This is a genomic window from Acetobacter cibinongensis, from assembly GCF_000963925.1.
Classification (GTDB): Bacteria; Pseudomonadota; Alphaproteobacteria; order Acetobacterales; family Acetobacteraceae; genus Acetobacter; species Acetobacter cibinongensis.
In genome coordinates this window covers 102,677-116,984 of sequence record NZ_BAMV01000016.1, presented here as the reverse complement: position 1 = coordinate 116,984, position 14,308 = coordinate 102,677, and the positions used below count along the sequence as shown (strand labels likewise).

At 55.9% G+C, this 14,308-nt stretch carries 8 protein-coding genes; 3 read left to right on the top strand and 5 right to left on the bottom strand.

The genetic code is table 11. The annotated features are described in order from the left end of the window. The first annotated feature begins 51 nt into the window (after nt 1-51). Together Abci_RS08915 and Abci_RS08910 are read left to right on the top strand one after the other, a co-directional pair. The gene (locus Abci_RS08915) at nt 52-2,841 is read left to right on the top strand and encodes a phosphoenolpyruvate carboxylase (RefSeq protein WP_052944810.1); all 2,790 of its coding nucleotides are present in this window, start codon (nt 52-54) and stop codon (nt 2,839-2,841) included. Nucleotides 2,842-3,059: 218 nt separating this feature from the next. Further along, nucleotides 3,060-5,207 (top strand): AsmA family protein, encoded by a 2,148-nt coding sequence (locus Abci_RS08910; protein ID WP_048838806.1) that lies wholly within the window; start codon nt 3,060-3,062, stop codon nt 5,205-5,207. A gap of 128 nt (nt 5,208-5,335) precedes the next feature. Here the strand turns inward: Abci_RS08910 and fusA are convergent, their stop codons facing one another. The 4 genes from fusA to Abci_RS08890 form a co-directional block, all read right to left on the bottom strand. Then, a complete protein-coding gene (gene fusA / locus Abci_RS08905) occupies nt 5,336-7,423 on the bottom strand; it encodes an elongation factor G (RefSeq protein WP_048838871.1) in 2,088 nt (695 codons plus the stop codon). A 221-nt stretch (nt 7,424-7,644) separates the two neighbouring features. Then, complete coding sequence (rpmB, locus tag Abci_RS08900; protein WP_048838805.1) at nt 7,645-7,950, bottom strand: 50S ribosomal protein L28; 306 nt, start codon at nt 7,948-7,950, stop codon at nt 7,645-7,647. Between the two features lie 112 nt (nt 7,951-8,062). Next, entirely contained in the window at nt 8,063-8,356 is a 294-nt protein-coding gene (locus tag Abci_RS08895) for a hypothetical protein (RefSeq protein WP_048838804.1), read from the bottom strand. Nucleotides 8,357-8,430: 74 nt separating this feature from the next. Further along, nucleotides 8,431-10,212 carry an ABCB family ABC transporter ATP-binding protein/permease gene (locus Abci_RS08890; RefSeq protein WP_181015839.1) on the bottom strand — a complete coding sequence of 594 codons (1,782 nt, stop codon included), beginning with the start codon at nt 10,210-10,212 and terminating at the stop codon, nt 8,431-8,433. A 185-nt stretch (nt 10,213-10,397) separates the two neighbouring features. Between Abci_RS08890 and Abci_RS08885 the strand changes: the two genes are divergently transcribed. Further along, the gene (locus Abci_RS08885) at nt 10,398-11,258 is read left to right on the top strand and encodes an NUDIX hydrolase (RefSeq protein ID WP_048838802.1); all 861 of its coding nucleotides are present in this window, start codon (nt 10,398-10,400) and stop codon (nt 11,256-11,258) included. Between the two features lie 70 nt (nt 11,259-11,328). On the opposite strand, the gene Abci_RS08880 is transcribed toward Abci_RS08885, so the two are convergent. Next, nucleotides 11,329-14,280: a [protein-PII] uridylyltransferase gene (locus Abci_RS08880; protein WP_048838801.1), complete on the bottom strand. Its 2,952-nt coding sequence runs from the start codon at nt 14,278-14,280 to the stop codon at nt 11,329-11,331. Between the last annotated feature and the right edge of the window lie 28 nt (nt 14,281-14,308).

Genomic DNA, 14,308 nt, shown 5'->3' with positions numbered 1-14,308 from the left:
CCCCGGCACTGGCCTAACAATAAAAATGACAACTTGCGGGTACGACACATCATGGACCTTTCCTCTTTTCCTGAAGAGTTCCAGTCTTTCCTAACGCCGCTGCTCACAGCGCCTTATGGCCCGCGTGCGACCGATACCTCCAACCCGGTTACAGCCGCCGCACAGGTTATTGCCAGCGCCCTGGCCGATGGAGCGCTGTCGGTAGAGGATGTGTCCCTGCAAATTCAGGCTGTGAGAGACAGCGCCTTCTTGCGCCGTGCGGGCCGCCTGCACCGCTATGTGGGCGGGGCAAATACGCACGACACACAGCGCAGGCTACAGGAAAGTGTGAACCAGCTTTTCAAGGCTTTGCCAGAACAGACTCCTGAAGCCTTCATGCAGGCTGTAGCTCCCACACGGTTTGCGGCGGTGTTTACCGCACACCCTACTTTTGCGTTGAACAATACCGTGTATGCCGCACTGGCAGACTGTGCCTCCCATCCGGTTTTGCCTGATACCGCGCCTTTTTTTGAAACGCACCGCCGGGCCGCTCCCCCGACTCTGAACGAAGAATTTACCCTGGCAACACAAGCCATCACCCGCGCCCGTGATGCCATGGACAGCCTGAACGCCACGCTTATTCACACAGCCCGGAAAACATGGCCTGACAGCTGGCAGCACCTTGCTCCGCACCCTGTTATTGCGACTAGTTGGGTGGGGTACGATACGGACGGACGAACGGACATTGGCTGGTGGGATACGCTACGCCTACGGCTCCGCATGAAGCTGCTGCAACTTGAGCGCCTACAAGAGCAACTGGCGGACTACCGTGACGCCATACCGCATTTATCAACGCGCCTTACCAAAGCCATAAGCTGTGTTGAACAGCAATTAGCCAACACCCCCACACAACCTGACCCGCACACTGTAGCGGCCTTTGCTGATGTTATGGTGAATCACCATGCGCAGGCCCTGACCTCCGCACGAGAGCTGGATGAAGACCTGCTGGACGCCATTAAAAACGCGCCGACAGACCAACAGGAACAGCTTGCCGTAGCCCGTGCCGGTTTTCTAGCACATGGCTTAGCCTTGGCGCATACCCATGTCCGTCTTAACGCCGCGCAGGTGCATAACTTTGTCCGGCAGAAACTGGATATTCTGGATATGCCGGGCAACCCGGCTCATCGTCGTACCCTGTTGGCCCGCATTAACGAGGCTCTGGAACAGGTGCAGCCCGTGCCGGTCGATTTCGGGTCCCTGATGGGGGACCCCTCTACCGCCGGGCGTCTGATGATGACCGTGGCCCAGATTCTCAAACATATTGATTCAGACACGCCTGTCCGCTTCCTGATTGCCGAAACAGAAAGCGGCTACACCTTGCTGGCCGCCTTATGGGCCGCCACATATTTTGGTGTTGCCGACAAACTGGAAATTTCCCCCCTTTTTGAAACGGAAGAAGCGCTGACCAACGGTGACCGGATTGTAGAAGAAGCACTCCGCTCCCCTGCCTGGCGGGCTTATGTGCAGCGCACGGGGCGCATCTGCTTCCAGTTTGGCTACTCCGATTCCGGGCGTTATGTGGGCCAGTTGGCTGCAACAAACCTGATTGAACGTCTGCGCCTTAAAATTCATGACCTGTTGGCCCGGTGGGGACTGACAGACGTTACCGTGATTTTCTTTGATACCCATGGCGAGAGTATTGGACGGGGCGCACACCCTTTCCGGCTCGCTGACCGCTTCAACTATCTGTCACCGCATCATGCCCGGTCCAAATTTGCATCGTCTGGCATTGTTTGCCGGGAAGAAACCGCTTTTCAGGGCGGGGACGGCTATCTGCTCTTCGGCACGCCGCTACTTGCCGGGGCCACAATAGCAACAATTGCTGACTACCTGTTCACACCCCTTCAGGCCGAATCTGACCCCGTTTATGATCAACCTGACTTCTCCGCAGACTTCTTCTCCAGCATTGCGGAGGGTATGACCCGGCTGGTGGAAGACCCCGGTTACGCCGCACTGCTGGGGGCCTTTGGCCCCGCCCTGATTGACCGTACAGGCTCACGGCCGCCTGCACGGCAAAGCGCGGAATCGGCTAATCGCACCCGTATCAGCCACCCAAGCCAGCTCCGGGCCATTCCCAACAATGCCATCCTTCAGCAGTTAGGCTGGTGCGCCAACACGTTGCAGGGGCTGGGTACCGCCGTACTGCGCCACCCCGAGACATTTGAAACCTTCAACACGTCCAGCCCACGTTTTCATTGTGCGCTGGACTTTGCCCGCCATGCCCTCGCCTGCTCGGATGACCGGGTTCTAAAATCCGTCATCCATCTGCTGGACCCCGGCTTCTGGCTGGACCGCGCAACACGGGACCCTCAGCGCCAGCGCAGAGCCGCTTTCCTGTCCCTGATGCGAGACTTGGAGAAACTCGACTTCTCATCCGACCTCCACGCCCTGTTCCGCCGGGTACAGGCAGACCATCTGGCACTGCGTGAAGCGTGGGAAGACGCACCCCACGGCTCTGAGCGCCTGCGTGCGCTCCACGCCATACGCATCGCGCTGATTGAACGTATCTGGCTTCTGGCCTGTGACATTCCGTTCTTTATGCCGCGCGGAGGCTTTAACCGCGAAGCCATGATGCAACAGATCCTATGCCTTGATATTCCGGGCGTACTGGAAGAACTGGACCATATTTTTTCTGCCGGAACAGCCGTATCAACACTGGATTTTCATGAACCGGCAGGCCTGCGTGACGAGAACCTTTATGGGCGGGAACGTCAGCAGATCTTTATTCCCATGAAACACTGCTACGACCTGATGCACGAGATCAGCGTGGCGATTATGCATGAAATTGGTGCTTTTGGATAAAGGGAAATCAAAAGGATATCGCGTGGCTCATCCAGCATGGTGTGAAGTGCCATCACACCTAACCTTTTGACTCAGCGCCTCTCCTCTCCGGAACCAATTTTTACTGTCACACGTTTTTATAGCCTGAATCCTTTTATCAAATACGGTCAGGCTATGAACAAAAGAACTTACAACTCCAGCCCCCCAGAACCTGTGTTCACTCTCGGTGGGGGGCTTTCATGACCCAGACACCCTCTGTATCCGTTGCCAGAAGACATCCTGTTCTAACGGGGTTGGCGTGCTTTGGGCTTGCCATTGTGCTGCTGATTGTTTTCTGGTCGTGGGACTGGTTTGTTCCAATGGTCAACTCTCGGGCTACTGCGGCCTTGCACCGTAAAACCAGCATTGAGCATCTGCATGTTGGGCTGGGCCGGGTTATCACCGTTAGCGTAGACGGCCTGAAAGTTGAGCAGCCCAAGACTTTTGCTCAGGAAAAAAGCCTGTTTGCCGAAGCTAAAAGCGTTACCGCATCTTTTGATATCTGGTCCTATCTCTGGCACCGCGCGGTGCATATTCCGCTTATCGCGCTGGACGAACCCAAACTCGACATTCTCGCCCGCAAAGATGGTGTGAATAACTACACCTTCACCGAAGATGGAAAACCCGCTCCCGGCGATAACAAACAATCCGATGCAACTTCCATTTCTCTTCCGGATATTGGTGAACTGCGCATTACCTCTGGAGCGCTCCATGTTCTGCATGCCCCCATGCGAGCCGACATGACCATGGCGGTTAACACCACCCCACCAGAAGGGGACAGTCGCGGCACTATTCGGGTTGATGCCAAGGGCCGCTATGCACAGCAGCCCATTACGGCACGCTTTATCGGGGGGGCCATTCTGTCCTTTGTTGCGGACAAAGCGCCCTACCCTGTTGACCTACGCATACAAAACGGCCCCACAACAGCAACCTTACAAGGCAGCATAGTCCATCCGCTGGTTTTGGGAGGCGCGCAGCTTAAGCTGCATTTTGCCGGGCCTGATATGTCCCTGCTTTACCCGCTGACTGGTGTGCCTATTCCTCAGACCCCTGCCTACAGCGTGACGGGTAATCTGGACTACACGCCTACCCACATTTTGTTCAAAAATTTTGAAGGCAAAATGGGGCAGAGCGATATTGGTGGCACCATTGCTGTAGACCCTCATAAAAAACCGCCGTTAATTGAAGCTAATCTGGCGTCAAAGCATGTAGACCTTGTGGACCTGGGTGGTTTTATTGGCGCGAAACCCAACAAAACCGATGGGCAGAAGAAAGCAGACACAAAGAGCAATACCGTTCTGCCGGACACGCCCATCAACATTCCCAAGCTCAATGCTGTTAATGCGCATGTAACCTACCACGGTGCGCATATTCAAAATAAGCAACTGCCGCTTGATAACATCGACACAGAGTTTTTTGTGACTGATGGGGCCATTGACCTCAAACGACTGAATTTTGCGGTAGGCAGCGGTACGCTCGCCAGCTCTGCAACGCTGAAGCCGGATGGCAAAGTGTTTGATACCACCGCACAGGTCGATTTTTCCCGCATCGATCTGTCACGCATCATGCAGGCGACAACCGATTCAAAAGCCAAAGGGATTATTGGTGGGCACATGACCCTGAAGGCAAAGGGTAACTCCGTGGCCAGCCTGATGGCAGCAGGCAACGGTGGCTTGACGCTGGTGCTGGATCAGGGTGGGGATATTACCGCTATCCTGCCAAACGTACTTGGCCTGCAGCTTGGCAATGCCGTGCTGAGCGCTCTTGGCCTGCCGTCTCATACGGACATAAAATGCTTTATTGCCGACATGCCATTACGCAATGGCATTGTGTCGACCAACACGCTTCTGCTCGAAACAGGCGAGGCCAGAACTCTTGGCAGTGGCAGCATTAATTTCCGGGATAACACGCTGAACTACGCGCTCACCACGCGGTCTCAGGGCGTAACCATTGCGTCCCTCCCCGGTGCTTTTCATATTACGGGGCACATCAAGTCTCCCACCGTGTTGCCAGGAGCTGAAATTCTGGGCCGTGCAGCGGCTGCTACAGGGCTGGGTTTTGTTTTCCCACCACTGGCCCTTCTGCCTACCATCCAGTTTGGCGTAGGTGACAAATCCATATGCAGCCGCGCTGTGCAGGAAGTGAATGCTCACCCGGCTGCGGGGATAGCGCCCGGCAGCTTGTCCCATGCGCGTGGCACAAAGGGCAGCGTGGTGCCGCAGGCTACTCCTGCAAAATCAAAATCCCGGTCAAATGCCACCACGCAGAAAGGAAAAGCCTCGCAAAAACAAATGACTCCTGCGGAAATCCGGGCCGCATGGAATGCAAAGCTGAAAAAGAAAAACTGAGTTATGAGGCTGCTGTAAAAAGCAGCTTCAAGCCTGAGCACTGAGGGTCACTACCCTCTTATGCAAGCATAAAAAAAGCCGCCCCAAAATGGAGCGGCTTCTTTTTGGTCCAGCGAACTGGGAAGAAATTATTTAGACTGAGACACAATTTCTTCAGCCACGTTGCGTGGCACCGGATCGTAGTGGTGGAACTGCATGGTGAAGGATGCACGACCCTTCGTCATGGAACGCAGATGAGAAATGTAACCAAACATTTCTTTCAGCGGAACATGAGCGCGAACCATAACTGTAGAACCGGATGTTTCCTGGCTCTGGATCATACCACGGCGGCGGTTAAGGTCACCCACAACGTCACCAACGTGATCGTTCGGGGTGGTAACTTCCACGTCCATGATCGGTTCCAGAATAACAGGACCAGCCTGCTTCATACCTTCACGGAAGCAAGCCTTTGCCGCGATTTCGAACGCCAGAGCGGACGAGTCAACGTCATGGTACTTACCGTCGAGCAGTGTGAACTTGAAGTCCACGGTCTGGAAGCCTGCCAGAACACCGGTAGAAGACTGAACGCGAATACCTTTTTCAACCGCAGGAATATATTCCTTCGGCACGGTACCACCAACAATCTTGTTTTCGAACTGGATGTCTTCGTTCCGCTCAAGCGGTTCAAAGCAGATCTTGACTTCAGCGTACTGACCAGAACCACCAGACTGCTTTTTGTGGGTGTAGATTTCCGTGTGTGGCTTCGTGATGGTTTCACGGTAAGCAACCTGCGGAGCACCAACATTTGCATCCACGCCATATTCACGACGCAGACGGTCGATGATGATGTCGAGGTGCAGTTCGCCCATGCCGGACAGAATGGTCTGACCTGTTTCCTGGTCGGTTTTCAGCTGCAGGGAAGGATCTTCAGAAGCGAGCTTCTGCAGAGCCAGTGTCATTTTTTCCACAGCGTCTTTGGTTTTCGGTTCAACAGAAATGTCGATAACCGGAACCGGGAAGGTCATACGTTCCAGAACAACCGGATCGGATGCATCAGCCAGCGTATCACCCGTCTGGCTGTCTTTCAGGCCAACGAATGCAGCAATATCACCAGCATGAACTTCGCTCAGTTCTTCACGCTTGTCAGCATGCATCTGGTAGATACGGCCAATACGTTCCTTGTGGCCTTTTGTGGTGTTGAGAACGGTATCACCCGTTTTCAGAACGCCACGGTAGACACGCACAAAGGTAAGCGTACCGTATTTGTCGTTGATGATTTTGAATGCCAGACCAGCAAACTTGCCATTCGGGTCAACCGGAATGATGGGCTGTGCTGTTTCGTCGTCTTCCTGACCTTCCGGAGGAGCGCAACGAATGCCTTCAACATCATCAGGAGCTGGCAGGTAGTCAATAATGGCATCAAGCAGAGGCTGAACGCCCTTGTTCTTGAACGCCGTACCACACAGAACCGGACGGAATTCACCGGTGAGTGCACCTTTTTTGATGCAGCGCTTCAGTGTTTCTTTGGAGACGTCACCGTTCTCGAAGTATTCTTCCATTGCCTTTTCATCAACGGACAGAGCCGTGTCGATCAGGTTCTGGCGTGCTTCAGCAGCTTTTTCTTTCAGGTCTGCCGGAATTTCTTCGTCGTGGAATTTTGCACCCAGTTCACCACCTTCCCAGACGATGGCCTTCATCTCAACGAGATCGACCACACCGAGGAACTGGTCTTCTGCGCCAATCGGCAACTGCAGCGGGATAGCAACGATATCCAGCTTTTCTTTCAGCGTGTCGAATGCACGGTAGAAGTCTGCGCCGGTACGGTCCAGCTTGTTGATGAAGATGATGCGTGGAACCTTGTAGCGGTCAGCCAGACGCCAGTTGGTTTCAGACTGCGGCTGAACACCAGCAACACCTTCAATGATGAACACCGCGCCATCGAGCACGCGCAGGGAGCGGTTAACTTCAATGTTGAAGTCAATATGTCCGGGGGTGTCGATGATGTTGATGCGGTGGTCGTTCCACTCACAGGTCACGGCAGCGGAGGTAATCGTGATACCGCGTTCACGTTCCTGCGCCATGTAGTCAGTGGTGGTGTTACCTTCGTGCACTTCACCAATTTTGTGAGACACACCGGTGTAGTACAGAATACGCTCAGTCGTGGTTGTCTTGCCCGCGTCGATATGCGCGGTGATCCCGATATTACGGATCTTTGAGAGTTCGGATTTGGCGGACACGAAAACCTCCAGAAAACAGGTCAGGCGCGATGGAACAACCTTCGCGCCTGTGGCCGCCAACACCGTGCTGGCACCTGAGTGTGTCAGGTAGCCCGGCTGCCGGAAACCGGCCGATAGACGTAAAGATGCCCAACACCTTGTTGGGCACCAGAACCGCAGAAACCGGGCCAGCTAGATAATAGCAGGTCCGGAACTGGCGGTATTAAGGCAGAACCCCTGAATCAGGCGCCAGCAGCTGCCTGCTTTTTGGCCTGAGCGCGCAGAACGCGGCGCTTAATGACCTGGGCTTCTTCAGGCAGCTTGCGGTTAGGCGTGCTGGTCAGGAAGGAATCCAGACCACCATTGTGTTCAATGGTACGCAGACCGCGAGCTGTGACGCGCATACGCACAGGTGCGTTCAGCGTTTCAGAGATCAGGGACGCTTCCTGCAGGTTAGGCAGGAAACGACGGCGGGACTTGTTGTTGGCATGGCTGACGTTATTGCCGGTCAGCACGCCTTTGCCGGTGATTTGGCAGCGACGGGACATTGTCTCATCCTTGTCTAAATTAGAAACAGAGGGCCGAGACGAGCGCCCGGCGACCACATTCAGGATTGGCGCGGCTTATGGCTTAGCAACCACCTTCCGTCAAGGGTTGACCTCAGGCTTTCTCGTTTTCAGCGCCGTTTTCTGCTGTCATGGATGCATGAACTTCCCCTGAGCGCACGCTATTGGCTGCTGAGTCGAGAATGCGCAAAATGGTTTCCTTATCCATTGTGCGCGCCAGAAGACTCAGTGAGCCACCCAGCAGAGCCGAGGCTACAGCCAATGGCGGGTGCTTTTCCTTAAGCAGATGGTCTACCGCGCTTTCTATCACCATGGCGCACCGTGCCAGATCTTCCGGTACGTCCTGAGCGTGCTCCGCAACGGAAGGGGTAGCTGCTGTGTCCGTCATAAAATCTTGTCCTCTTTCTTTTCAACACAGGCGGTTAAGGCACCCATGCCTGCGCGATTCGCTACAATACCAGCCTAAACCTGTACGTCTGCTTTTTCACCTGCCGGGGCAGGCGTGATGGTCTCGGCACTTTGGGCCGCCCACATCCCTGCATAAGCACCACCATCCGCCAGCAAGGCCTCATGGGTGCCCCGCTCCAGCACACGCCCCTGCCCCATCACCAGAATTTCGTCTGCATCCACAATCGTGGAGAGGCGATGCGCGATAACAAGCGTGGTGCGCTGTGCCGAGACAGTTTTCAGGGCTGCCTGAATCTCCTGTTCGGTATGGGTGTCCAACGCACTTGTCGCCTCGTCAAGCACAAGAACGCGTGGGTCTTTCAAAATTGTGCGTGCAATGGCCACACGCTGCTTTTCACCGCCGGAAAGCTTCAGGCCCCGCTCCCCTACCTGTGTGTCATAGCCGTCAGGCAGGGAGGCAATAAAATCGTGTATCTGGGCCAACCGCGCGGCCTGCTCTACCTCCGCTGGAGTAGCCCCCAGACGGCCATAGGCGATGTTGTAGCCTATTGTATCGTTAAACAGCACGGTATCCTGCGGCACCACGCCTATAGCCGCTCTGAGGTCAGCCTGACGGTAACTCCGCACATCATGACCATCCACCAGCACGGTACCGGACCATGTGTCGTAAAACCGGAATAGCAGCCTGCTTATGGTCGATTTCCCAGCACCTGTTGAGCCAACAATAGCCACCTTCATACCGGGTCTGGCCGTAAAGCTCACACCATGTAGAATTTCGCGCTCCGGGCTGTAGCCAAACCGGACATCCTCAAACGCAACTTCCGCAGCCTGATGGCCTTGCAGATGCGCTTCTATGGGAAAAGGATTGGCAGGGTCTGCCACCTCAATATCCTCCTCCATCAGACCGAACATATGTTCCAAATCAACCATAGCGGTGCGAATGGCGGAGTAGACTGACCCTAAAAAGTTGAGCGGTCCGTAAAGCTGCAACAGATAGGTATTCACCATGACAAACTGGCCCACGGTTATCCGACCCAGTTCAACATCCCGCCCTGCCAGTAGCATGATAAGGGTGAGTGCTATGGCAATAATGGCTGCCTGCCCGAAGTTGAGCACACCCAGAGAATACTGGGTTTTACGGGCGGCTGTTTCATACCGGGCCTGGGCGTTATCGTACCGCTGGGCCTCATGCCGTTCATTGCCGAAATATTTGACTGTCTCATAATTCAAAAGGCTATCCAGCGCTTTGCCGGTAGCCTCGGTATTGGTTTCGTTCATCTGACGGCGGATCCCCAACCGCCATGAGGTGAACTTCATGGTAAAACCAATATAGGCCGCAATCATCAAAGCAATCAGGGCAACATATTTCCAGTCGAACAGCCGCCAGATGACAACAGCGACCAAAACCGCCTGCAATATGGTGGGAGACAGTGACATCCCCATACGCAAAAGGGTTTCAACGCCCTCCGTCCCCCGCTCAATAGCCCGGGTTACACCACCTGTATTCCGGTCTAGATGAAAGCGCAGAGAGAGCTGATGCATATGCTTGAAACTGCGGAAGGCCGCCTTACGCGCCACCCGGAACCGTACCGGCGCAAAAAGTGCGTCCCGCAGGTTGGTCAGCCCCGCAGACAGAAGACGCACCGCACCATAACCGATGATAATGGCAGCCGGAGCCAAGGCCAGACTCAGCGGATGGGAAAGCCGGTCAACCACCTGACTGTAAACCAATGGCACAGCCAGCGTTGCCAACTCTCCTCCCACCATGACGCACAGTACAAGCACCACCCGCCACCGCAGGCTGCTGTTTTCACGCGGCCAAAGGTAGGGGAGCAAACGGGACAACGTAACGGAAGCCGGTTGTTTAGGCGGACCGGAAACCCGCCGTTGACGTGGGGACATACAGACGGATGTGCCACGCCTTTTACATTTTGCAACCCCGCCACACCTTGCCTCTGGCCCACACAAGCCAGATAAAAGGCTGATACTTCATTTTTAGCATCAGCATGACAGGATTTTTCATGCCGTCAGACGATACGCCTTTTCTACGCCACCTCAGGGAATGCAACACAGCGGAGATACCCGGCGCGCGCTTCCCTTTCCGGTTGGGAGGCAAACAGGCAGGCTGGATAGATCCTGCCATTGCTGACCGGCTGGAGCAGGCAGGCCTTGGCTCACGCACGCAAGGCTTTGCTCTGGCCAACCCGACCGAACTGGAAGCGCGGGGCGAGACTTTGGCGCAGGAAGGCTTTTACCGCTCCCATCATGAACTTTTTGATGTCATGCCTGACCTGGATACACCGGTTGTGGGCCGGATTGACCGTGGTGCGTTGCCCTTGTTCGGGTTTGTCGCCATCGGCGTGCATATGAACGGACTGGTTCACAAAGCAAATGGCCTGCATTTATGGACAGGCCGCCGTGCCCGTAATAAGCGGCTCGACCCCGGCAAACTCGACCACTTGGTGGCTGGCGGCGTACCCGCAGGCTATGCCCCCCACGCCGCCTTGTTAAAGGAAGCAGAAGAAGAAGCCAGCATTGGACCTGACTTGGCAGGTCAGGCGCAAAACAAAGGGCGCATTTTATATGCCTTGAACAGGCCGGAAGGGTTGAGGCGCGATATTCTGTATTGCTACGACCTGCTGTTGCCGGAAAGTTTTGAGCCGGTTGCCGCTGACGGTGAGGTTGAATCCTTTACACTCATGCCCCTGACCGAAGCCTTTACGCTCGTGCGGGATACGGATGAGTTCAAGTTTAACGTCAACCTTGTGCTGATTGACCTTTTCCTGCGCCACGGCTTGATCGACCCACATTCAGATGTCGGGGTAGCGCTGCGTCAGGGGTTGGATAAAGGCCTCTCCCCGGCAAGCCCAGGCAAACGGTAGGATAAAAAAGCGGCAGGCCGGATGACCCCGGCCTGCCGCTTTTACTGTTTTTAAGTGCCTCTGCCGCCCATCAGGCAGACATCTTGGCATCCAGCAAGGCTTTGGCTTCTGCTTCGGCTGCCTTCATGCATGCAAGCAGGTTTTCCCGTATTTCATCCAGCCGCTTTTTGTCGGTAATTTTCAGGCCGAACAGATCTTTCACGTAGAAAACGTCCACAGCCCGCACCCCGTAGGTGGTAATATGGGCTGAGGCGATTTGCAGACTTTCATCGCTCATGGTGGCAGTCACATCATGCAGCAAGCCGGGCCGGTCACGCCCGTTGATTTCGATAACCGTGTAGGTATTTGACGCCCCGTTATCAATCACCACGCGGGGCGGCACATGAATGGCCCGCATACGCAGCGGCATATGGCCAAAGCCTGCCCGGGCAATATCAGCCTTAATATCAATCTGGCCGCTCAATGCCTGCTCTATCAAGGAAGAGAGGCGCACCAGCCGGTGTGTTTCTTCATACGCGCTGCCTGCCGTATCCTGAATCCAGAAGGTATCCAGCGCCATGCCATGCATCATGGTATGAATACGCGCATCCACAATGGACGCACCGGCCAGAGCAAGAGCCCCTGCTATTTTGGAGAACAGTCCCGGTACGTCCACGGAATATACGGTCACTTCCGTGACGCCACGTGCAGGCAGAGGCAGAACTTCGACCGTCAACGGCGCTTCCCGTGCATCAGCTTCCCGGATCAGGCGGGCATGGCGCTTATGGGTTTCGTGGTCGAACGACAGCCAGTATCCTGCATAACCAAGCTCTAGAAAGCGCTCAATATCCGGCTGGGCCACACCATCTTCTGCCAGAATTTCGGCTGTTATGTCTTTGGCATGACGTACGCGCACATCGCGCTCGGTCGTTGCCAGACCACCCGCCAGAACTTCCGCCACGCGTACATAAAGCTCGCGCAGCAAGGTGGCCTTCCATGCATTCCAGACGCGGGAACTGACGGCACGCATGTCCACAATAGTCAGCAGCAACAGCAGACGCAGGCGCTCTGGAGACTGCACGATATCCGCCACATCCAGAATGGTTTTGGGATCATCAATATCCCGCTGGAAGGCGGTATGGCTCAATAGCAGATGATGCAGGACCAGCCAGGAAACTGTCTCTGTCTCTTCCCCGGACATGCCAAGCTTGGGGCAGAGTTCAGCCGCAATTTCCGACCCGATTTCCGAATGATCGCCCCCGCGCCCCTTGGCCACATCATGAAGCAGGACGGCCATGTACAGCGCCCGGCGGGAATGCAGGCCCTTGACCAGTTCATACGCAACCGGAATTTCATCGGCCATGCGGCCTGCGGCCACTTCGTCCATAATGCGGACGGCCTCTATCGTATGCTCATCCACTGTGAACACATGATAGGTATCAAACTGCATCTGGCCGACGATGCGTGCCCAGTCAGGAATAAGCCGGCCAAAAATACCCGTCTCGTTCAGAATATGCAGCCAGTGGGCATGACCCGGAGGCGCATGTTGCTCATAGCTGGTCATAACCTGCGCTTCGGAATCGGACGGCATGGCCACTTCCCGGCGGCGGCGGCCGGATGGCTCAGGGCTGGGCGAATCCCCACACAGCAGGTCCAGAAAAATACGGGCTGCTTCCGGGTCTTCGCGCAAGGCCATAGCCCGCCGTTCCCACCGGATAAGCTGATGCCGCGCCATGGGGTGCAGCGGCCTGCGGCGGTTACGCGCCCAGTCCAGCAACTGCATCATCTTGATAGGTTCATGGTCAAACGAGATACCGCGCTCTGGCAGGATTTGCCCATCAAGCAGGGTAAAGCCTGCTTCCCGCATGGCATCATCCGGTTTGGCGGCCGTGGCCACAGGCCCTTGCGCCTGCCTGAGTACGGCGGGTTCCAGTACATGGGTCAGGCGCATAACTTCACGCGCTGTCAGGAAGTAATGCCGCATAAAGCGCTCAACGCCATTCTGGCGACCATGACGGGTGTACCCCATCCGCGCGCCAATAACGGGCTGCATGTCAAATGTCAGGCGCTCTTCCGCCCGACCAGCCACGTAGTGGAGGTGAAGCCGGACGGTCCATAAAAAGTCCCACGAGCGGCGGGCACGGGCCGCTTCCTGCGCGGTGAGTATGCCCATCCAGATAAAGTCTGGTGCCAGCAGGTCCGTAACATGCCGGGTGCCAAAGGTGTTGCGGCACATCCAGTACAGCGTTTGCAGGTCACGCAGGCCGCCCCGGCCTTCCTTGATATTGGGCTCAACAAGATACGGGCTATCCCCAAAACGGCGATGCCGCTCCAGCCGCTCACGCCGCTTGTCATGAATAAAACCAGAGGCTCCGGCTTCCACGCAGGCGACAATGTAACGCGCTTCCAGCATGGCAAACAGCGCGGCATCACCCGCCAGAAGGCGGGCATCCAGCAAGGCTGTGCGAACAGTGGTGTCCTTGCGGGCTTCTTCAATACATTCGGTAATGGTGCGGGTGGCGTGGCCGACCTTCACGCCCAAGTCCCACAGGAAATAGAGGACATATTCCACCAGTCGGTGGGCATCACTAACATTGCCCTCTTCTGTCAGAAACAGGAGGTCAATGTCACTGAACGGTGCAAGCAGCCCACGGCCATAACCACCAGTAGCAGCCACAACCAGCCGCCCACTGGAACACCCTTCTGAGCCGATTTCCTCCACACCGCTGGCGGAACCAGTAGCGCGGAGAGCAAGGTCAACTATCCCGCGCAGCAGCACATCGGTAAACGCAGCAATAAGCTTTGCGGCAGCAGCCCCCTTGAGGTCATGCCGCTCAAACCGTGCGCGTACATCTGCCTGATAACGGCCAAGATAGCGCCGAAAGATAGCCACGGCTTCATCACGCGGCGGGATGGTAGCACTTGGCGGGGTTGCATCCCTCAGTTCCCGGGCAAGGCAGACTGCCAGCCCTTCCGGAGTAAGAAGGGCCAATGCGGCGACATCAGGCTGCCCGGGGGCGGCATTTACAGGGGCGTGCGGCATTGCGGTCGAGTTCTGCTCCAAAAGACAG